At 46.5% G+C, this 20,897-nt stretch carries 21 protein-coding genes; 16 read left to right on the forward strand and 5 right to left on the reverse strand.

The features are described from left to right. Positions 1 to 75 precede the first annotated feature (75 nt). From AC6I8Y_RS15590 to AC6I8Y_RS15630, 9 genes are read left to right on the forward strand one after another with little or no spacing between them, the layout of a single operon-like run. Entirely contained in the window at positions 76 to 921 is an 846-nt protein-coding gene (locus AC6I8Y_RS15590) for a glycosyltransferase (protein ID WP_498020501.1), read from the forward strand. Continuing rightward, positions 921 to 1,916, forward strand: a complete 996-nt coding sequence (locus AC6I8Y_RS15595; protein WP_498020502.1) for a glycosyltransferase family 2 protein — start codon at positions 921 to 923, stop codon at positions 1,914 to 1,916. Before AC6I8Y_RS15590 ends, AC6I8Y_RS15595 begins: the two co-directional genes overlap by 1 nt. Further along, entirely contained in the window at positions 1,916 to 2,326 is a 411-nt protein-coding gene (locus tag AC6I8Y_RS15600; protein ID WP_498020503.1) for a GtrA family protein, read from the forward strand. The genes AC6I8Y_RS15595 and AC6I8Y_RS15600 overlap by 1 nt, the downstream gene beginning before the upstream one ends. Positions 2,327 to 2,348: 22 nt before the next feature. Then, positions 2,349 to 3,623: a lipid IV(A) 3-deoxy-D-manno-octulosonic acid transferase gene (gene waaA / locus AC6I8Y_RS15605; protein ID WP_498021534.1), complete on the forward strand. Its 1,275-nt coding sequence runs from the start codon at positions 2,349 to 2,351 to the stop codon at positions 3,621 to 3,623. A gap of 17 nt (positions 3,624 to 3,640) precedes the next feature. Beyond that, positions 3,641 to 4,900, forward strand: coding sequence for an O-antigen ligase family protein (locus AC6I8Y_RS15610; RefSeq protein ID WP_498020504.1), 1,260 nt, complete (start codon positions 3,641 to 3,643; stop codon positions 4,898 to 4,900). Continuing rightward, a complete protein-coding gene (locus AC6I8Y_RS15615) occupies positions 4,897 to 5,277 on the forward strand; it encodes an HAD hydrolase family protein (protein WP_498020505.1) in 381 nt (126 codons plus the stop codon). Before AC6I8Y_RS15610 ends, AC6I8Y_RS15615 begins: the two co-directional genes overlap by 4 nt. Beyond that, entirely contained in the window at positions 5,268 to 6,863 is a 1,596-nt protein-coding gene (locus AC6I8Y_RS15620) for a capsular biosynthesis protein (RefSeq protein WP_498020506.1), read from the forward strand. Before AC6I8Y_RS15615 ends, AC6I8Y_RS15620 begins: the two co-directional genes overlap by 10 nt. Next, entirely contained in the window at positions 6,860 to 7,600 is a 741-nt protein-coding gene (locus AC6I8Y_RS15625; RefSeq protein WP_498020507.1) for a glycosyltransferase family 2 protein, read from the forward strand. The genes AC6I8Y_RS15620 and AC6I8Y_RS15625 overlap by 4 nt, the downstream gene beginning before the upstream one ends. 9 nt (positions 7,601 to 7,609) lie before the next feature. Beyond that, on the forward strand, positions 7,610 to 8,530 hold the full coding sequence (locus AC6I8Y_RS15630) for a WavE lipopolysaccharide synthesis family protein (RefSeq protein ID WP_498020508.1): 921 nt from the start codon (positions 7,610 to 7,612) through the stop codon (positions 8,528 to 8,530). 21 nt (positions 8,531 to 8,551) lie between these two features. Here AC6I8Y_RS15630 and AC6I8Y_RS15635 read toward each other — a convergent pair whose 3' ends face one another. Beyond that, the gene (locus tag AC6I8Y_RS15635) at positions 8,552 to 9,256 is read right to left on the reverse strand and encodes a 3-deoxy-D-manno-octulosonic acid kinase (RefSeq protein ID WP_498020509.1); all 705 of its coding nucleotides are present in this window, start codon (positions 9,254 to 9,256) and stop codon (positions 8,552 to 8,554) included. A 121-nt stretch (positions 9,257 to 9,377) separates the two neighbouring features. Between AC6I8Y_RS15635 and AC6I8Y_RS15640 the strand changes: the two genes are divergently transcribed. Both AC6I8Y_RS15640 and AC6I8Y_RS15645 read left to right on the forward strand, forming a co-directional pair. Continuing rightward, positions 9,378 to 10,433: a glycosyltransferase family 9 protein gene (locus AC6I8Y_RS15640; protein ID WP_498020510.1), complete on the forward strand. Its 1,056-nt coding sequence runs from the start codon at positions 9,378 to 9,380 to the stop codon at positions 10,431 to 10,433. After that, positions 10,430 to 11,227: a glycosyltransferase family 2 protein gene (locus AC6I8Y_RS15645; protein ID WP_498020511.1), complete on the forward strand. Its 798-nt coding sequence runs from the start codon at positions 10,430 to 10,432 to the stop codon at positions 11,225 to 11,227. The genes AC6I8Y_RS15640 and AC6I8Y_RS15645 overlap by 4 nt, the downstream gene beginning before the upstream one ends. A 64-nt stretch (positions 11,228 to 11,291) precedes the next feature. On the opposite strand, the gene AC6I8Y_RS15650 is transcribed toward AC6I8Y_RS15645, so the two are convergent. Then, positions 11,292 to 12,323, reverse strand: a complete 1,032-nt coding sequence (locus AC6I8Y_RS15650; protein ID WP_498020512.1) for a glycosyltransferase family 9 protein — start codon at positions 12,321 to 12,323, stop codon at positions 11,292 to 11,294. A 141-nt stretch (positions 12,324 to 12,464) separates the two neighbouring features. On the opposite strand from AC6I8Y_RS15650, the gene coaD reads away from it, so the two are divergent. From coaD to AC6I8Y_RS15670, 4 genes are read left to right on the forward strand one after another with little or no spacing between them, the layout of a single operon-like run. Next, a complete protein-coding gene (coaD, locus tag AC6I8Y_RS15655) occupies positions 12,465 to 12,959 on the forward strand; it encodes a pantetheine-phosphate adenylyltransferase (protein ID WP_498020513.1) in 495 nt (164 codons plus the stop codon). Between the two features lie 2 nt (positions 12,960 to 12,961). Further along, positions 12,962 to 13,960, forward strand: coding sequence for a glycosyltransferase family 9 protein (locus AC6I8Y_RS15660; protein ID WP_498020514.1), 999 nt, complete (start codon positions 12,962 to 12,964; stop codon positions 13,958 to 13,960). 47 nt (positions 13,961 to 14,007) lie between these two features. Next, complete coding sequence (locus tag AC6I8Y_RS15665; RefSeq protein ID WP_498020515.1) at positions 14,008 to 15,447, forward strand: ArnT family glycosyltransferase; 1,440 nt, start codon at positions 14,008 to 14,010, stop codon at positions 15,445 to 15,447. A 2-nt stretch (positions 15,448 to 15,449) separates the two neighbouring features. Further along, the gene (locus AC6I8Y_RS15670) at positions 15,450 to 16,262 is read left to right on the forward strand and encodes a galactosyltransferase-related protein (RefSeq protein ID WP_498020516.1); all 813 of its coding nucleotides are present in this window, start codon (positions 15,450 to 15,452) and stop codon (positions 16,260 to 16,262) included. Between the two features lie 61 nt (positions 16,263 to 16,323). Here the strand turns inward: AC6I8Y_RS15670 and pyrE are convergent, their stop codons facing one another. Both pyrE and rph read right to left on the reverse strand, forming a co-directional pair. Beyond that, a complete protein-coding gene (gene pyrE / locus AC6I8Y_RS15675; protein WP_338165597.1) occupies positions 16,324 to 16,965 on the reverse strand; it encodes an orotate phosphoribosyltransferase in 642 nt (213 codons plus the stop codon). Between the two features lie 236 nt (positions 16,966 to 17,201). Continuing rightward, positions 17,202 to 17,918, reverse strand: a complete 717-nt coding sequence (gene rph, locus AC6I8Y_RS15680; RefSeq protein ID WP_234494980.1) for a ribonuclease PH — start codon at positions 17,916 to 17,918, stop codon at positions 17,202 to 17,204. Between the two features lie 151 nt (positions 17,919 to 18,069). On the opposite strand from rph, the gene AC6I8Y_RS15685 reads away from it, so the two are divergent. Beyond that, positions 18,070 to 18,936, forward strand: coding sequence for a YicC/YloC family endoribonuclease (locus tag AC6I8Y_RS15685; RefSeq protein WP_128648010.1), 867 nt, complete (start codon positions 18,070 to 18,072; stop codon positions 18,934 to 18,936). A gap of 317 nt (positions 18,937 to 19,253) precedes the next feature. On the opposite strand, the gene AC6I8Y_RS15690 is transcribed toward AC6I8Y_RS15685, so the two are convergent. Then, entirely contained in the window at positions 19,254 to 20,624 is a 1,371-nt protein-coding gene (locus AC6I8Y_RS15690) for an NCS2 family permease (protein ID WP_394153130.1), read from the reverse strand. Between the last annotated feature and the right edge of the window lie 273 nt (positions 20,625 to 20,897).

The raw sequence follows: 20,897 nt of genomic DNA on the forward strand, positions 1-20,897 counted from the left end.
TGAGCATGCTCACCACATGATGACGAACACGTTAAAAAATCGACTTCCCTATCGGAGCCAAGGAATAGAAACTTAATGACCAACGCCAGTGATACCAATTTGACTTCAAACGAATCGACCATCGAAGTGATCATGGCCGCGTACAACAATGTTCGCGATATGCGTTTGGTATTCGAGGGCTATTTGCGCCAAACTGACGCCAACTTTAGTTTGTGTGTGACGGATGATGGTTCAGGTCCCGAGGTCAAAGCATTGATTGATGTCTATACCTCACTTGGACTGAATATTCGCCATCTTTGGCAAGAAGACAATGGCTACCGCAGAGCACTCGCTCTTAATAAAGCGATCGCAAGTTCCACTAGTAACTTCATTATTATGACGGATAACGACTGTATTCCGTCAAAACACTTCGTACACGATTACCGACAAGTGCTTCGCCAAGACACTATGTTCTTTGGGCGACGAGTCGATTTATATCAGGGGGCGAGTGATAAACTTCGCCACCATGAAGTGTCGCTGGAACAGATAGAAAATGCGCCTTGGTTATTTGCCCAAGCACTCAAGAAGGGACTTAAACGCCCAGAAATGGCGATTCGTTTTCCTAACTTTATACTGCGTCATTGGAACCGGAAACCAAGAGGGGCGATCGGGGCCAACTTGGCCGTGCCGCGTCAGGCACTTCTTGATGTCAACGGGTTTGACTCAGATTATGAAGGCTATGGCATGGAAGAGACGGATTTAGTATGGCGCCTAGAAAAGTCCGGAATGAAAATCCAAACTGTATTAGGTCGTTGTGCCTTGTTCCATCTGTACCACAAAGAGAAGCAGCAAGGACAAGAAGCCTCATTGATGTTTGAGGCTAAAAAACAACAAAACCTAACTCGTTGCCTCAACGGCATTGATCAAATTAGAGATAACTGATGACCGAATCCACACCAACCATTTCCATCGTCTGCCCATGCTACAACGAAGAACAGGTTGTTGGGCTTTTTATGGAACGCATTAGCGCTGTACTAGACGACACTAAATACAGTTATGAAATCATCCTGATCAATGACGGCAGCAAAGACAATACGCTGGACACCATCAAGCAGCTTCAGCAGCAGTACTCATCTATCCGTATCATTAACCTGTCTCGCAACTTCGGTAAAGAAGCGGCATTAACTGCTGGTATTGATGTCGCTCGAGGTGAAGTGCTGATACCTATTGATGCTGACCTGCAAGATCCCCCTGAGCTGATCCATGATTTTCTAAGCGAATGGGAAAAAGGCTTTGATGTGGTTGTCGCTAAACGTGTCGACCGCAGTACCGATTCTTGGGCGAAGAAGTTTAGTGCTGAGCTTTTCTATAAGTTTCACAACGCTGTCGCTCAGGTTGAGATCCCTGAAAACGTTGGCGATTTTAGACTGATTAACCGCCGTGTGGTTCAGGCGATACAGCTGCTTCCAGAAAACCAGCGCTTTATGAAAGGCATCTTTTCCTGGGTCGGTTTTAAAACCTCCGTGGTGGAATACAAGCGCGAAGCTCGAGAAGCGGGTGAAACTAGCTTCAACGGTTGGAAGCTCTGGAACTTTGCTCTTGATGGCATTACCAGCTTTAGCACCGCACCACTGCGTATTTGGTTGTATATCGGTTCATTTATCTCTGCGCTAGCATTCGTGTATGGCAGCTTTACTGTCGTTAAGACTCTCATCTACGGCATCGACGCACCGGGTTATGCATCCTTGATTACCGTGATGCTCTTCTTGGGTGGTGTGCAGCTCATTGGTATTGGTGTCATGGGCGAATACATAGGTCGACTCTATATGGAGTCTAAGCGAAGACCGACTTACATCATTGAAGAAGATAGCTTGATTGAAGACGATCGCTTGCACAGTAACGAAACCCAACGCGATAGCGATCAGAAGTCAGAATAATGCGCGCGTTGTTAGATCGTTTACTCGAACATCGAATCGTTCGTTTTATCTTAACAGGTGGTATGGCAACGGCGATTCATATTGCTGTTGCGTTTAGCTTTTTGCACCTTATCGCGGACAACGTATTTTTTGCTAATGTTGTCGGATTTTCGATTGCCTTTGTGTTTTCGTACATCGCGCAAACCTTGCTGGTCTTTAAGCAGAAAATCAATATTGGCAACTTGATTCGCTTTTTCTTGGTTCAGTTTTGTGCATTGATGGTTTCTCAAGGTTTCAGTGAGTTATTCGCTGAGCTCAATAGCTATATCCGAGTGCTCATTGTCGTCGTCGTTCTGCCAATTGTGACTTACTTTATGCATAAGTTTTGGACCTTCTCGGATAAGGCAAAGCCAGATCAAAGCGACACATAATTTTTAAAGGGTCACCAATTCCATCATGCTCAGACTTATTTACACCGTAGTGCTCGCTCTTGCTGCTCCCTTTCTTCTTTGGGGACTATTTCGCAACAAGCCAGGAAAACCGAATGTCGGGCCGCGATGGAAGGAGCACTTTGGTCACACACCGACGTTGTCCAAGTCTGGTTCTGATGTAATCTGGTTTCACGCCGTTTCTGTTGGCGAAGTGTTGGCTGTCACACCACTCATCCGCCAATACGCGAAACTGCATCCACAAAACACCATCGTTATTACTACGACTACCCCGACTGGAGCAGAGCAAGCCAATAAGCTTTCTGATATTGCAGAACATCGCTACATGCCCATCGATTTTGGTTTTGCGGTTAAAGGCTTTCTCAAGTCTATTAAACCCAACCAACTTATCATCATGGAAACCGAGTTATGGCCAAACACTTTACGCTGTGTGGCGAGTGCAGAAATCCCAATTTCTGTCATTAATGCCAGACTCTCTGAGCGCTCTTACCTGCGGTATAAGAAGTTCCAACCAATATTTAACCTGCTTGCACCTCACTTGTCTTCGATCAGCTGCCAGTATGAGGATGATGCAAAGCGATTTATTAAGCTTGGTATTGCTGAAAACAAAGTCCATACAACTGGCTCGATAAAATACGATATCACTATCTCTCAGAAGCACAGAGATGACGGCAGAGCGCTTCGCAGCCAACTCGGTATTGATAGACCAGTTTGGATTGCAGCCAGTACGCACAGTGGCGAAGACGAACAACTGCTTGATGCCCATTCGGCACTACTTAAACAATTCCCAAGCTTGCTGCTAATTCTAGTGCCTAGACACCCAGAACGATTTGATGCTGTTCAAGCGTTATGTCAAACGAGAGGTTTTGGTATCGAGCGACGCTCCGAGTGCAATAGAGCCGTCAATCAAGACACCTCGGTATTCCTTGGGGATACGATGGGCGAGATGATGGTTTATCTTGCTGCTAGCGACATCTGTTTTGTGGGGGGCAGCTTAATCGGAGATAAAGTCGGTGGCCATAACTTGCTGGAACCAGCGGCTGTTGGTATGCCAACACTCACTGGACCAAGCTACTTTAACTTCACTGATATTACGCAACAGCTCACAGCGGCAAATGCTGCTATTATATGTGGCGACGCAAACCATATTATAAACACAGTAAGTACGTTGCTTGCTCAACCTCAGCAGGCTGAACGCATGAGTATAGCGGGACAAAAAGTTGTCCAACAAAACCAAGGTGCTCTCGAACGCACATTGGACTTGATTTCTACCTCATAATTAACGCAGTACCAACTATGACTCTATCCCATTTTCAAGCATTAGACTGGCGAAGCAAACTCACTAGCTTGTTTATATTGCTCTTTTTCGCTTCGTATTTTCACGAAGCTTACAATCTCACATCTGCATTGCTGCTAATCAGCGCGCTCTCTTGCCTCTTCATTGAACGCAAAACAACAAACACTACTGCTGGTAACCAAAATAGACTGCTGACCGTCACTCTAGGCTTATTTACGATCAATTTAGTGGTTCTTGTGTTGAGCGCTTACTTAGATCTAGAAACTCGCAGCGTTGTTAAATCACTGGAGTATCCGGTCAAAGCTGTGCTGCTGTGTTTGGTTGGCTATGCCATTATCTACTCTCGCGTTCCAACTTCCGCGCTTTGTTACGGATTGATCATCGGGTCAGTACTCGGTGCAGCAATCGCAGGATACGATAGCTATATTCGAGGCGTTCGCGGCTTCGAGGATTTAATGCCAATCCAAAAAGGCAATGCGGCGATATTGTATTCTTCGATGCTGCTCACGTTTGCCCTCTATTTCTTTAAGCGCCGTAAAGGCCTTGCTGTCGCTTGTCTGTTAGGGGCTAACCTCGCTCTCGCAGCTAGCTTACTGTCTCTAACTCGAGGGGGCTGGATTTTGGCACCGCTCACTTACCTTGTTGCCGCTATTGTTTTCTATCGACACTGCGGGTTGCGGTTTATTCTGCTCGCTACGTGTTCGCTGTTAATAACGGCATTGGTGGTGTTCAACACATCTAGTGTGGAAGATCGCATTGCTCAAGCCGTCAATCAGGCAACGGAAAGCGAAAGATCTGTCGGAGTAAGACTAGAGATGTGGCAAAGTGCTTGGAAGCTATTCTTAGAACGTCCTATTTTGGGTTGGGGACAAGATGCTCTACAGCCAAGATTGGACATTGAAGTCGCCAATGGCGCCTTGTCTGAGTATGCCCGTTCATTCAACGGAAACGCTCATAGCGCCTATTTCAATGCGCTTTCTCAACGTGGCATCTTTGGATTCTTAGGGCTGTTCGCATTTTTGGCTGGTCCAGGCATTATTTACTTAATGACGCTATTGCGAACTTCCAATAGTGAAACAAAGCTCTGGGCTACCTTAGGAGGACTTCACATTCTTTCCACTGCGGGATTCTGTGTTAGTCAAGATCACTTCTTACACAATGAGGGCGTCGTCTTATATGCGACAACCAACGCTATCTTGCTTGGGTATATGTTGAGAACATTAAAAGCCACTGAAACAAAAAAGGTATCACTGCAATGAAAAGACTGATCGTAGATTTAGATGGAACTCTGACACAAGCAAATACCAGTGATTATGAGAATGTGCTTCCTAGGCTCGATGTCATAGAACAGTTACGCCAATACAAGCAGCAAGGTTTCGATATCACTATCGCAACGGCTCGTAATATGCGTACCTATGAAGGGAATGTGGGTAAGATCAATATTCATACCCTTCCTATCATCACAAAGTGGTTGGATAAGCATGATGTACCTTATGACGAAGTGCTGGTTGGTAAGCCTTGGTGTGGTCATGAGGGATTTTACATTGACGATAAGGCTGTCCGCCCCTCGGAGTTTGCCTCGCTCACTCTAGAAGAAATCAACGATCTGTTGGCGAAGGAGAATGTATGTTCCTGATCATGTCCGCAGCTTATGTGGACCAGGAGATGCAATCCGAATTTGGGCGTATACCCCCTAGCTTTTTGCCTCTTGGTAATCGTAGGCTTTTCCAACATCAAGTCGCTCTCGCACCAAAGGGCAGCCATGTCGCACTCACTGTGCCAGAGTCTTTCACCGTCTCAGCCTCCGATAAGCAATGGCTTGAGTCACACGGTGTCGAGATCATTCCGGTTCCAGACAACATCACTCTTGGTTCATCTCTCGTCGCTGCGATGAACTTGTCGGACTATGATCAGCACTCCCCTTTACATGTCCTGTTTGGAGATACGTTATTCACCAACCTCCCGGATGGGAATGACATTATTTGTGTTTCGGAAGCTTCCGATGGCTATGACTGGGCAGTTGTTACGGAGAACAACCTAAATTGGGTGCAAGACAGCCATAGCGATGCAAAAAACAATGCTCTTAATATTGTTAATGGCTACTTCAAGTTCAGCTCACCACGCCAGTTGGTTCGCGCGATCACTCAAGCTAACTGGGACTTTATCAGCGGATTGAACATTTACCATCAAAGTGTGGGTCTAACGACAGTGCCTTCGGATAGTTGGCTCGACTTTGGACACGTTAACACCTACTACCGTTCAAAAGCGCACTTTACAACACAAAGAGCTTTTAACTCGCTGTTTATATGTTCTAAGTGGATAGAAAAGTCATCTGAGAAAAACAGTAAAATTGCCGCGGAAGCGAACTGGTTCAATACGCTACCAAGCTCTTTACGCGGATATACCCCACAGTTTCTGGGTACCTTCGATAACGGCAACTCTATCTCTTATCGCTTGGAGTACCTCCACCAGACTGCGCTGAATGAGCTCTATGTCTTTGGGGAGCTTACCGTTGGTAAATGGGAACAAATCCTCAAAGGGTGTATCGAATTCCTTAAAGACTGCCTGGTAGAAAACACGTCTAAGCAAGAAGCCCACAACGATTTGCAGCAGTTGTTTGGTGCTAAGACTCATGAGCGACTGCAGCAGTATTGTCAACAGCATCAGATTTCGATGACGCAACCTTGGTTTTATAACAAGGAAAAAGCGGTGAGCCTGCAACAGCTTGTCGATGAAAGTCAGCGACACTTGCCTACCAATGACACTAATGAATGGCCAATATCTGTTCTACACGGTGATTTCTGTTTTAGTAATATCCTGTACGACTTTAGAGCTGAAAAAATAAAAGTTATCGACCCTCGAGGCACGACGCCTTCAGGGCAGCATACGATCTACGGCGACCTAAGATACGACATCGCCAAGCTGAGCCATTCAGTACTCGGGATGTATGATTGGATTATTGCAGGCTGCTACGACATTGAGATTGCTGAGCAATCTATTGATTTTGCTATCGAAGAAACGCAAGCAGACAAGGTAATTCAACAACGTTTTATCGAGATCATACAAAAAGAGTTTTCCATCAATGCTCAAGCACTCATGGCGATGCAGATCCAGCTGTTCTTATCCATGCTGCCTTTGCATGCCGATGATGAGCAACGTCAAAAAGCACTCTTCGCAAATGCATTTAGACTCTACTTTAAAATGAAAAGGTTAGAAGAATGATCGTAATTCCAATGGCAGGTTTGAGCTCTCGCTTTTTCAAAGCAGGATACACCTTACCGAAATACATGCTGACTGCACATGGCGAAACTCTGTTTGAGCATGCCGTTAACAGTTTCAAAGCATACTTTCACAATACCGCGTTTTTGTTTATTGTACGTGACGTCTATGACACCGCCGCTTTTGTTAAAGCACAAGCAGAAAAGATGGGGATTAGCGAGTTTTACATCGTTTCTCTGAAAGAAGAAACTCGCGGACAAGCCGAGACGGTAACCCTAGGTTTGTCTCAATGGCAAGATGAGAACCCGTCAAACCAAAATATACCAATGACTATCTTTAACATTGACACGTTTCGCCCTAACTTTGAGTACCCTGACCTCAACGCCATGCAAGACGGTTACTTAGAGGTATTTAAAGGCACTGGTGACAACTGGTCGTTCGCTCTACCCATCTCTGATGACACGACCCAAGTAAAACAAACTGCGGAAAAGAATCCAATCTCCAACCTATGTTGTACTGGTCTTTATCACTTCCGAACGGTGGATGACTATATGTCGGCTTACCATCACTACCTCTCACTCCCTAAAAGTGAATGGGAGAAAGGTGAGCTATATGTCGCACCTTTGTATAACTATTTAATTAACGAAGGTAAGAAGATTCACTATCACCTTATCGAACGTTCTGAAGTAATTTTTTGCGGCGTACCAAGCGAGTATGATGACTTTCTTAATAGGAAGTAAGTGATCTCTATGATTAAACCTATATTGGACAAAGACATTACTTTCGTTCTACAGGGACCAGTAGCCCAGTACGATGGTCGTAGTATGTCATCAGATATCACTAGTCAAGCAATCGCTAAATTGAGAGAGCTGTTTCCTCAATCTCCCATTATTTTATCCACTTGGAAAGGCCAAGACGTTGAACATCTTGATGCGGATAAAGTACTGCTGCATGACGACCCTGGGTCTAATGTGGTTTATGTCAATGGTGAAAAGCAAACGCTGAACAACAATCGTCAACTGGTCAGTACGCACCGAGGGTTATGCGCAGTAGAGACTCCTTACGCTGTAAAACTCAGAACAGATAATATGATTTGTTCTAGGCAATTTGTGGACGTCTACCAAGCTTGCTTTGATATACCTCGTGATTCCGAAGCGGCGGTTTTCAAACAGCGTGTACTGACATCGAGTGTGTTTTTCACTAAATACCACTACGGACAAGACGTTTACTACCACAAAAGTGATTTATTTGACTTTGGTTTAACGGAAGATCTTCTCAAGATTTGGCCAGAAACTCTGGTTCCCGAGTTAGAGTTTTTCCCATCAGATGGCTACAAGAGCCACTACCCTCTGACGGAGCAGTTTCTCACTCTGCACTGGTTAAACCCGCTCGTCCAGCGCTCACTATTTGTCCATAACAAAGCTAATGATACCGGTGGTGCAGAAGAGAGCTTTTGGCGCACTTTTGTTGCCAATAACCTAATCGTTGAAGCGTCAGAGAACCTAGGGCTAACGATCAATGAACGTTTTACTAGCCGCAAACGTCGATACAATGAATGGACTCATCTTGATTGGCTGAAAGCGAACAACGCACCGTTCTCGGCAACTAAACACATTGGCTTGTTGCTCCAAAGAGCCCCTGAGAAACTGCGCTCTGTTTTTAAAGTTTAACAGATGCGTATGCGATGACGGCTAACCTTTAGCGTAGCCATCGAGAAGTGCCAGAAAATCACTCTCCTGCCACTTGATATTGAATCGCTTGAGTTCTTTCTCAAAAGAACGTTTCAAGCGATTTATATTATCGGCTTTCCAGCCCTCACCCGTTTGCTGATAGCATTTATCGAAATCAATGATCCAAACCTTTTGTTTGCTATCAATAAGCAGGTTATGAATATTGAGATCCGTATGATTGACAGAGGCGTCATGCATCTTGCGAATCTCGGCGCCAATGGCTTGATACATGTGAGAGCTCAAAGCCTTGTCTTGTAACACGGCAACTAAATCGCGCGCGTTCGCCACTTTCTCGCTTAGGATATCTGCTCGATAGACACAACCCGTCTTGACTACTCTTGCGGCTAATGGCCTTGGGACATTCACCCCAGAGCCCGCAAGTAATTTAAGCAACTGATATTCCGCATAAGCTCTCGATTTTTCCCATCCTGTAAACCAATATTGGTCTTCTACTAGCTTTCCAAACAGGCCTCCACGTCGATAATGTCTGAGAGCAGCTTCTCCCGTCTCTGTTTTCACAAACCATGTGGTACCGCGCCCTTGAGCACTGCCAATAATACGATCGTCTAACTGCCAAAACTCAGGGTCGAAGACTTGCTCCACCGGTTCTTTTAGCAGCGTTTCGTCATACCAATAGGTCGTATTATTTTTTTGTAGTTTTTTCACAGACAAGCCTTATTTCAACAAGATGGCGGTATCGACCGAGTGCCTTTTTCCTTCATGCCATTTTACAATCAAACCTCTGCCCTGCATAATCTTTACCATTATTCCCCAAGACCGCATTTCTATGTCTCTGTTTAGTCAGCCACCTAAATCAATTTGTATTCTAAGGCTTTCCGCCCTTGGCGATGTATGTAATACCATTGCTGCGGTGCAAGCAATTCAATCTTATTGGCCTTCGGTGAGTATTACTTGGGTGACGGGTGGTCTTGAAGCGAAGTTGATTCGCGGCCTACCTGGCGTAAACGTCGTGGTATTCGATAAGAAAGCTGGCTGGCGTGGCTATACTCAGCTCTGGAAGCAACTCAATGGCCAGCAGTTTGATGCTCTATTGCATATGCAATATGCGTTTCGAGCGAGCATTGCTACCTTGGGAATCAAAGCAAAATACAAGCTAGGCTTTGATAAAGCGCGCTCACAGGACTTGCAGCATTTGTTTACCAACGTGAAAGTGCCCTCTCCAACTCAACTCCATGTACTTGATGGGTTAATGGCGTTCACACAGAGCTTAGGAGTGCCAGCAACCTCTCCAAAGTGGAGCCTGGACTACCCGGCAGAAGCTAGATCTTGGGCTGAGGGTATTATTTCAGAAGATTCAAAACGAAACCTGGTCATCGTACCTGCGGCAAGCAAAGGTTATAAAAATTGGACCGCGGATGGTTATGCTCAAGTGATTCAACACGCCGTTACTCTTGGCTGGAATATCATTTTAGGTGGCAGCCCAGCACAGATCGAACTTGAACTTGGCGAAAAGATTGAAAGACTGTGCCCCAACCAAGTGACCAACCTTATCGGTCAGACAGACATTATGCAGATGTTGGCACTGATTGATCGCGCCGATTTAGTGTTAGCCCCTGATACTGGGCCAACACACATGGCTAACGCTATGGCGACGCCGGTGATTGGGTTGTATGCTCACCATAATCCGCTTCGCACCGGCCCCTACAACTATCAAAAGTATGTTGTCTCCGCCTATGAAGAGGCTATCATTGCCGAAACCGGTAAGCCAAGCAGTGAGCTTGAGTGGCGTACACGAGTGAAAGATAAACAAGCGATGCAACGCATCCAACCACAGCAAGTAATCGACATGTTCGACCTTGTTTGTCACGAGGAAAAACTATGACATCACAAACAACAGCCCATCAAGAGCGAGCATCTATTGCTGCCATCATCATTACAAAAAATGAAGAGGCGTCATTGGAGGAGTGTTTGCAAAGTGTCAGCTGGGTTGATGAGATCGTCATCGTCGACTCTGGCAGTACGGATGGAACGCAGCAGATCGCAGAAAAGTACGGTGCGAAATTCTTCGTAAACAGTGAGTGGCCTGGGTTTGGTAAACAGAAACAACTGGCTCAGTCGTATACTGACTGTGATTGGATACTCGCTTTGGATGCTGACGAGCGCATTGATGATGTGCTGCAGCAGGAGATCCAAACCATGCTGACATCACCGCCGAAAAACACGGTATTCAGTTTAAATGAGCTGACTTGGGTGTTTGGTCGCTTCCTAAAGCACTCGGGTTGGTACTATCACCATGTTCGTTTGTATCCAAATGCATTAACGAAATACAACGATAATTTAGTGCATGAGTCGGTCATCATTCCACAAGGAACCGAGACTAAGCGACTCAAGGGGGACATCCTCCACTATTCATACAAGGATATGGAACACTACTTGGTGAAATCAGCAAGTTACGGTCGCGCTTGGGCGGATCAAAAACAAAAACGCGGTAAATCGGCCTCGCTGTCGCAAGCGATATTGCACGCGCTTGGCTGCTTCTTAAAAATGTACGTGTTAAAGCGTGGTTTTTTAGATGGCAAGCAAGGCTTTTTGATTGCGATTCTGTCGGCGCATTCAACATTCATCAAATACGCTGACCTTTGGGCAAGAGCGAACGATAGCCAGCAAAAATCTTAATCGCTGAAAAGGCCATCCCGAATAAACGAAAAGCCAAGAGAATAACCTCTTGGCTTTTTTGCCTCTATCGAATGCCCTGCCACCAAATGTTTACATCGTTCGAGCATGCATTGACATCGATTCGTGACATATCATCTTGGCTCGCCTTATCTTCTGCTTTTGGTGGGCAAAACGCGATGTGTTTACCTTCAGAGTTTAGCGGTCGCCAACGCAGCGGTGTCGCTGAGCGCTTGGCTGGGAAAAAACCAACGGTAGGAACATCCAGCGCTGCGGCAATGTGAAGCGGTCCTGTTGAGCCAGCGATGAACAAGCTCGCACACGCCAGCGAACAAGAGAAGTCCACGAGACCGTCATTTTTATCGTATATCACACTTGATAGAGCGTTTTCTTTAAGCAGACTCTGCAGCTCTTTCGCTTTCTCTTGTTCCCCTGGTCCTGCGGTCAGTACGATTTCAAAATCTTCATTAAGTCCTTTCAGTAGCGAGCAGTACTGCTCCAAGCTCAGGTTATTCGCAGAGCCACCGCTGCCTGCATGAACATAGAGCCATGGCTTCGCCTTGTTCAAGCCAAGTTGCTCGGACAACTTTTCTTTTTGCTTAGCGAGCGAATCTAAAGAAAAGGAAAAGTAAGGGGCTTTTGGCTCAACAATCGCAACTGACTGGTCGTTAAGAAATACACGGATAAGGTCTAAGTTGTATTCAAACTCAGGCTTGGCACTTTGCGAGCGCTTTTGCTTAATGCGCTTGTTGTAAAACACCTGTGCAAACTTGGTGGCAGGCGCTAAACGATAAGGAATTCTCGCCTTCCACACCAGCAGCGCGTTATAGGTATCGGAGAACAGATTGATCGATGCGTCAAATTTGGCACTTTTGATGGTGCGCACTAGAGCCTGCTGCGTCGCTTTATCGGCTTTTTTGCCAGCATCAATAATGACCTCATCAATCCAAGGGCATGCCTTGGCGAGCGCGGCGGTGTAACTGGGAACCAGAGCAGTAACGCGACAATCAGGAAGAGATTGCTTTAGCATCGCGAAACTTGGCCACGCAAGCATGAAGTCTCCGATCTTGTCATTACGCACCACGAGTATGTTTTTCATTCTGCTCACTCATTTTCACTCTAGTTGTCGATCTGTCGGTGATGATAGCAATTCCACTGCATAATGATAACTCTTGCTTAACCCTTTGTTCCTGTCTATAAAATGGTAAACTGACGTCAAACCTCTACCAGAGAGAACACTGTGAGCCCAAAACGCCTATCTCGAGTCATATACCCTGGCACTTTTGATCCTATTACGAACGGACACCTTGACCTTATCGAGCGTGCCTCCACTATGTTTGACGAAATCATTATTGCTATCGCAGCCAGCCCAAGCAAGAACACGCTATTTACTCTAGAGGAGCGCGTCGCATTCTCTCAACAAGTCACCAGTCATCTATCAAACGTGACATCTAAGGGCTTCTCTGGGCTTCTCGTTGACTTCGCTAAAGCGGAGCAAGCCAATGTTCTTATTCGAGGCCTGCGCACGACAGTCGACTTTGAGTACGAGTTTGGTCTAACTAATATGTATCGCCGTCTATTACCGGGACTAGAGAGCGTATTTTTGACGCCAGCTGAAGAGCACGCTTTCATATCTTCAACACTGGTAAGAGAGGTCGCTATTCATGGTGGGGATGTAACTCAATTTGTTCCACCTGTCGTCGCTACTGCTCTAGAATCAAAGAAAATCGTATAGCTATGAAAATTCTTGTAATAAGAGCGGGCGCCCTCGGCGATACCATTTTTGCCACGGCGGTGATTGACTGCTTACGCAAACAATTTGGTAAGAATACCCATATTGACTGGCTGGGCAACCCACTAGCAAAAGGGTTATTCGCAAAAGATCATCGCATTGCAAATGTGTTTACGCTAAAAAGCCGAAATTTAGCGATGCCGTTCAATATCCCTAAGCTAAAAATGCTTGCTCAGGCTCGACAGCATCCGTACGACTTGGTGGTGAACTTGGAGCACTCTCGCTCGTTTCGTCGCTTCGTCAACAATATCAAAGCAGCGAAAACCATACACATTGCGGATCTAGACGCCAACGTTTCAGACATGCACGCCGTTGAAAACATGTTGGCAGCACTCTCTTTGTCAGGTGTCACCGACACTGAAGGGTTTCCAAGACTCGTCGGTGAAGAGGTCGCAACCGTAAAGGCCAAGTTTGAGCTTCCAGAGCAGTATGTTGTATTTCATCCTGCAAACAGTCATTCTGACAAACCCGACTATCGAAGCTATCGCTCTTGGCCATTAGAGCATTGGAAATCATTGATAAGTTCAGCGTCTATCAGTACTAAAGCCGTTATTGTTGGCACCAATGAAGAAAAAGCGTTTCTGACCAGTTTCTTAGCTGAACTTGACACTGACGTCATTGATTTAATGGGTAATACCACTCTGCCTGAGCTTATTGCGGTACTAGAAGGGGCAAACGTCGTTATTACCACAGATACAGGCCCTTCTCATATGGCCGCAGCGACAGGGGTACCAACGGTTGCTCTGTTTGGTCCGAGTGATCCAAATGGAACCGCTCCTTATTCATGTAAGTATAATACTGTTCACATCGCTTCAATCGACATAGAATGCAGCCCCTGTTCTCATACTGAACGATTTAAAGCGTGTAAGAATAACCTGTGTATGAAACAACTGTACCCAGAGATGGTCTTAGACATAATCCGCCCATACATTAGCCAGTCGTGAAACTGAATATCGACAGCTTACATTGCCTTATTTTTTAGGAGTAAAAGATGATTAATAAAGAACGCACGCTTTGGACTTTATTGATAGGTGCGTTGCTTATCCGTTTGCTGACATTGGGTCTATATCCTTTAATGGATACGACGGAATCTCGCTATGGTGAAATGGCGCGTCTAATGGTCGAAACCGGAAACTGGTTAACGCCTCTCTTTGACTATGGCGTTCCTTTCTGGGGTAAACCACCACTATTTACTTGGATGAGTGCCATCAGCGTCGAAATGTTTGGTTTATCTGAGTTTACACTGCGTCTACCACATTGGGCTGCTGGTGTTCTCGTTGTATGGGGCGTCGCTTGGTTTGCCAAGAAGAATGGCTATAACCCGCTAGTCGCAGCCGTTGTGTTATCTACCACGCTGGTCTTTTCTATCTCTGCGGGTGCAGTGATGACCGATATGGCATTAACAGTCGGTCTTACCATGGCCATGATTGGCTTTTATCAATGCTGGCTTGGCAAGACGTTCTGGGGCTATGTTGGCTTCGCAGGGCTTGCTGTCGGCTTGCTAGCGAAAGGACCGGTAGCCATCGTGCTATTTGGACTAGCTGTCTTCCCGTGGATGGTCATTCAGCACGGTTTGATTGGCGCATTTGTTGAGCTTTGGAAGCGATTCCCGCTCATCAAAGGCACCCTACTAATGTTGGCCATCGCCCTGCCATGGTACCTGCTTGCAGAAAAAGCGACCCCTGGTTTCCTTGACTACTTCATTGTTGGCGAGCATTACAAGCGCTTCGTTGAGCCAGGCTGGACCGGCGATCTTTATGGCAGCGGCCACGAAGAGCCAAAGGGTAAGATTTGGTTCTTCTGGTTACTCGCAGTCCTTCCTTGGTCTTTGATTTTACCTGTTCTGATGGTTGTTCGAGCCAAGTTTGGTTTAGAGCAAGCGAAACAAAACAATGGCTTTACGAGTTTCGCCATCTGGTGGGCGCTATCACCGCTTGTGCTGTTTACTATGTCTAGCAATATCCTACCAACATACGTACTGCCTGGAGCACCAGCGGTAGGTTTGCTGTTCGCTATTTTCTGGAAGAAGAAAGATATTGTTTGGCTGTCAATCGCAGCTCTTGTGGTACCGGTAGCGCTTATCGTTGCGACTTATTTGCTGTCGACAGGCAAAGTTGCGGACAATAGTGATAAATCGATCTTTGACGCTATCGACCCTAACATCCCAACTTACTATGCGCACCACCGCACTTACTCTGGCCAGTACTACAGTAATGGTCAGGCTAAAGTTTACAACGCGGAGCAACAAGCCAAGGGTGAAAAAGAATTCTACCTGATCCTTCGCCGTAAAGCGGTTGAATGGGAACTGAACTCTTATCAGTTGCTAGACTCTTGTGAAGAGACAAATGCAACGAGTTCGGCTCGTATCGCTTATTTGTGTCATCTCGATAACGCTGACGTAGAAAGCGATAAAGTAGAAGATATCAAATAGTAATGAAATACGAAGTCATATTGTCTGCCTACAATGATGCGGATGTTTTGTCTCTGACTCTCGCTGGCTACTTAAACCAGCGAGATACAGACTTTACCATTTGCATCGCTGATGATGGCTCGGGTCCATCGATAAAAAACGTAGTTGAAGACTTTAAGAACAAGGGACTCAACATTCGCCATGTGTGGCATGAAGATATAGGATTTCGTCGATCGATGATTCTAAACAAAGCAGCCGCTAGCAGCACTGCTGACAGAATTATTTTTTCAGATAGTGATTGTATCCCTAGCCCATATTTTATAAGTGACCATAGGTCGTTATATCAGCCAAAGATGATAACGACCGGGCCACGTATTAACTTGCGAGAGAAACTAACGAGCGAACTCAAGCGCCGAGTTAAACAGCCGAGTTTCTTGAATAACAGCGTTAGATTGCTTTGCTTATCTATCTTCAAGGTGGCGTCTCACTCGGAGCAAGCTCTACGTTTCCCAGACGCAATGCTACCTTTTCTGAAGAAAGTCAAAGACATCTGGCCCTACGGTGCCAACTTTGCCGTTGACCGCAGTGATTTTCTGGAAGTAAACGGATTTGATGAGGATTACGTTGGATGGGGGGGGGAAGATATTGACCTACACCGGCGTCTAATACTCGCAGACGTTGATTATTATGGTGTTGCGGGCAGAGCTGTCCTGTTTCACTTAGAACACCCTATTAGAGAGGCCGATGACGGTGACGAAGAACTAAAGCGCATCAAAGAAGAAAAAGAAAAAAATCGCGTTAAATTTGCCCGAAACGGGCTCTCAAAATGGCTTTAGTCATCAACGAAAAAGAGCAGGCTTATGCCTGCTCTTTTATCTTTCGCTTTGCTTTAGGTAACTAGATACCAAATTCAGCTCGATACGCCTTCACCGCCTCTAAATGCTCAGCATTACCACCTTTCTCTTCAAGATAAGTAATAAGGTCAGTCAGGCTTACGATTGAAATCACTGCGCAGCCAAAGTCGCGTTCAACTTCTTGAATCGCAGATAGCTCACCTTTGCCTTTCTCTTGACGGTCAATAGCAACCAGCACGCCCGCGAGGTCTGCACCGTTCGCCTTGATGATTTCCATTGACTCACGAATCGCAGTACCTGCCGTGATTACGTCATCCACCAGCATAATACGACCTTCAAGTGCGCTACCTACCAGGTTGCCACCTTCACCGTGGTCTTTCGCTTCTTTACGGTTGAAGCAGTAAGGTGTATCGATGTCGTGGTGATCGGCCAAGGCAACCGCTGTAGTTGTTGCAATTGGGATGCCTTTGTAAGCAGGACCAAATAGCACGTCAAACTCAATGCCAGAGTCCGCTAGCGCTGCTGCGTAGAAGCGACCTAGACGTGCAAGGTCACGACCCGTATTGAAAAGCCCAGCGTTAAAGAAGTAAGGGCTTTTACGACCAGATTTAAGGGTAAACTCGCCAAATTTTAGGACTTCTTTCTCTAATGCAAATTCAATAAATTCACGCTGGTATGCTTTCATTTTATCTCTCTCGGTTGTTGTGTTTAGGTATGTTGTTGTCATACCCGGTAGACATGATGCTTTTTGTCTTTTTACTGCCTAAACAGTTCGTCACCCCTGCGCAGGCAGGGGTCTACTCAAAGCATGCACCAAGCCTCAAGTAGATTCCTGCCTGCGTAGGCGCACGGCCAGTGGAATGACGTGTCGTTGTGTATCTGTAATACACAAAAAAATAGCCCCCTTACGGGAGCCATCAATCAATCTTCTAATGCCAGCTTCTGAGCTGCTACGATCTCGGTAATGCCTTTCTTCGCTGACGCCAGTAGCGCCATTAGCTCATCGTGGCTAAACGGTTCGCCTTCTGCGGTGCCTTGGATTTCGATCATGCGACCATCTTCCGTCATCACAACGTTCATGTCGGTATCGGCTGCCGAGTCTTCGGTATATTCAAGGTCACACAGAACGTCTTCACCAAGAATGCCCACAGATACTGCCGCAACGTGCCCTTTCATTGGGTTCGCTTTTAGTGTGCCTTTTGCTACAAGGTGAGCAAATGCGTCTGCCATTGCAACGCTAGCGCCAGAAATAGATGCAGTACGAGTACCACCATCCGCTTGGATAACGTCACAGTCGACTGTCACCATGATTTCACCCATGGCTTCTAGGTCTACGACTGCACGTAGGCTACGAGCGATTAGGCGTTGGATTTCCATGGTGCGGCCGCCTTGCTTGCCACTTGCCGCTTCACGGCGCATTCTTGAGTGCGTTGAGCGTGGTAGCATGCCGTATTCAGCGGTTACCCAGCCTTTACCTTGGCCTTTTAGCCAGCGAGGTACATTCTCTTCCACTGTTGCGTTACACAACACTTTGGTATTGCCGAACTCTACCAGCACAGAGCCTTCTGCGTAAGCGGTATAGTTGCGAGTAATTTTTATTGGGCGCACTTGGTCTGCTGCGCGATCATTTGGACGCATGGACATTACCTTTGTTGGGGAAGCGAATTTGGTTGGGCGAAGATTATAACGGAGAAGCGAGTATGGGTCTAGGTTGTGTGACTTCGATTCGAGCTCTGTGCTACCATGAAGACAGTTTGAACACATTTATTGAATCCAAGGGAATCATTTCATGATCTACAGCATGACCGCGTACGCGCGCAAAGAGGTCAAAGGTGACTGGGGTAGCGCAGTATGGGAAATCCGCTCTGTAAACCAACGTTATCTCGAAACATACTTCCGTCTTCCTGAGCAGTTCCGTGGTCTTGAACCTGTACTTCGTGAGCGCTTCCGTAAGCGTTTGGCGCGCGGTAAGGTCGAATGTCACCTTCGCTTTGAAGCAAACCCTGCAGCTAAAGGCGAGCTGAACATCAATGAAACACTCGCTAAGCAAGTGATTGGTGCAGCGAACCAAATCATGGGACTGACTGGTGAGCAAAACCGCATTAACCCATTCCAAGTCATGCAGTGGCCAGGTGTGATGGAAACGCCAGAGCAAGATATGGACACCATCAACAAAGCACTACTAGACGGCTTTGAGGGTGCACTGAGTGACTTCATCGAAGCGCGTGGTCGTGAAGGTGAAAACATGAAGGCGTTGATCGTTCAGCGTTTAGATGCCATCACAGAAGAAGTGGTGAAGGTTCGCGCTCGCATGCCAGAAATCATCGAATGGCAACGTGAACGTCTACTTGGCAAGTTTGAAGAAGCTAAGATCGAGCTTGATGCTTCTCGCGTTGAGCAAGAGTTGATTCTTCTGGCGCAAAAGTCTGACGTAGCCGAAGAGCTAGATCGCCTCGATTCTCACGTTAAAGAAACCAACAGCATCATGAAGAAAGGTGGTGCAGTCGGTCGTCGTCTCGACTTTATGATGCAAGAGTTTAACCGCGAGTCGAACACGCTAGCGTCTAAGTCCATCAGCACGGATATCACCGCATCAGGTGTTGAGCTTAAGGTGTTGATTGAGCAGATGCGTGAGCAGATTCAGAATATTGAGTAATTCTGTTGAATGACAAAAAAGCAGGCTGATGCCTGCTTTTTTATTGCTTGTGTACCGCGCTCAAAGTAACCGCCCACACATGAGTCGTGCTACTGCGTTAGCGGAGGGATACTCAACTTTCGCACCAAGCCTCAAGAAGATTCCTGTCTGCACAGGAATGACGGCGTTTTAGGGTTCATCGCAATTCAAAATGATCGTCACCCCACTAGCCGTGCGCCTGCTCAGGCAGGGGTCTTCTCAACGCTCGCGCCAAGCCTCAAATAGATTCCTGTCTGCACAGGAATGACAGCGCTGTAGGGTTATCCGATTATTAGTGACTACAACAACACCAAGTAAGTCATAAACAGCGCCGACAACACATAGATCACTGGGTGAACCTCTTTGCCCTTGCCTGCCACAACCATACTAAACGCATAACTGATAAAGCCCATCGCCATACCGTTTGCTGGTGAGAAGCTCAGCACAGTAAACATAATGGTAAAGAAGGCAGCGATGCGCGACTCTTTTTTATCCCACTTAATATCGCCCAGGCGACCAATCATATAGATACCAACGACGACCATCGCTGGTGCCACCATGGCTGCAGAGAACAATGAGAATAGCGGGTATAAGAATAGAGAGACAAAGAACAAACCGGCTACTACAACTGCCGCTAGACCCGTTTTCGCACCTTGAGAAGACGCGATACCCGACTCAGAGAATGCTGTAACCGACGTTGTGCCAAGCAGCGAACCCATTACAGTACCACCCGCATCTGCAACGAGCGCTGAACGAGCATTTGGCACCTTCCCGTCTTTGTCGATGATGCCAGCGTCGCGGCCCACACCAACAATCGTGCTCAAGCCATCGAAGAAATCGACAATCAAAAAGATAATCACGATGAACAGCAGATCAAACATCTTCTCTGCCGTTAAGCCAGAGAAATCGAAGATAGCACCAAAGCTACCTGCCATGCTTGGCGGCATCGCGACGAGCTGGTCTGGAATTGGCGCGTTGCTTGTGCCCATAAAGGTGTCAGCAAGGATGGTTAGAACGATGGCCGACATGAACGAGATAAACGTCGCTAGCTTGATATCGCGAACCATACAACCCAGAGCAATGAAGATACTGATGTAAGCGATCATAACCTGAGGGTTCAGGATATCGCCCATGCTCACCAAGATGATTGGGTTTGAAACGATGATACCGGCGTTCTTAAGTCCCAAGAACGCGATAAACAAGCCGAGCGATACGGTAATCGCCAGCTTAAGGTCTTCTGGAATCGATTCAATCATCGCCTTACGGATCTTAGTCATCGATAAGATCAAGTAGATGATGCCCGAGAAGAAGATACCCAGTAGCGCTTCATGCCAAACCAGAGCCACAGATCCGCTAAGAAGCATGCCTTTAAAGAAGCCATTCATGCTCATACCTGGTGCCAACATCACTGGGTAGTTACCAAAGAAACCCATAATCAGAGTCGCAAATGCCGCAGCTAGCGCCGTTGCAGTGAATACCGCGCCACGGTCCATGCCGGGAATGTCACCCAAGATGGCTGGGTTCACCGCTAGGATGTAGCTCATCGCTAGAAACGTAATAAAACCTGCGTATACCTCGGTGCCGATCGTAGATTTACGCTCGCTCACCTTGAAGGTAGCTTCGATAAAAGAGGGGTTGGCTTGCCTTTGGCCAGCTAATTCTGCACTCACAGTGGAACCTTTAAAGATAGAAATGACGGAGACGCAAACGTATGCGCGACAAAAATAATGGCGCGAATTCTAATCAGCCAGAGAAATAAATCAATGTTTTTCTTGTTGGTTTTTATCGCTTAAAAAACAAAACCTTGATAAATAAGCAAACGTTTGCCTTCAATGTTATCTCTCGACTATCGGCACCTACCCTACGCGCCTTATGCAAGTCCTCACATCAAAGAGAAGACAGCTTGTCGTGCTGCCCTCAATCATGATACTCTTCGCCTCCAT

Source organism: Vibrio sp. KUL78, from assembly GCF_059725505.1.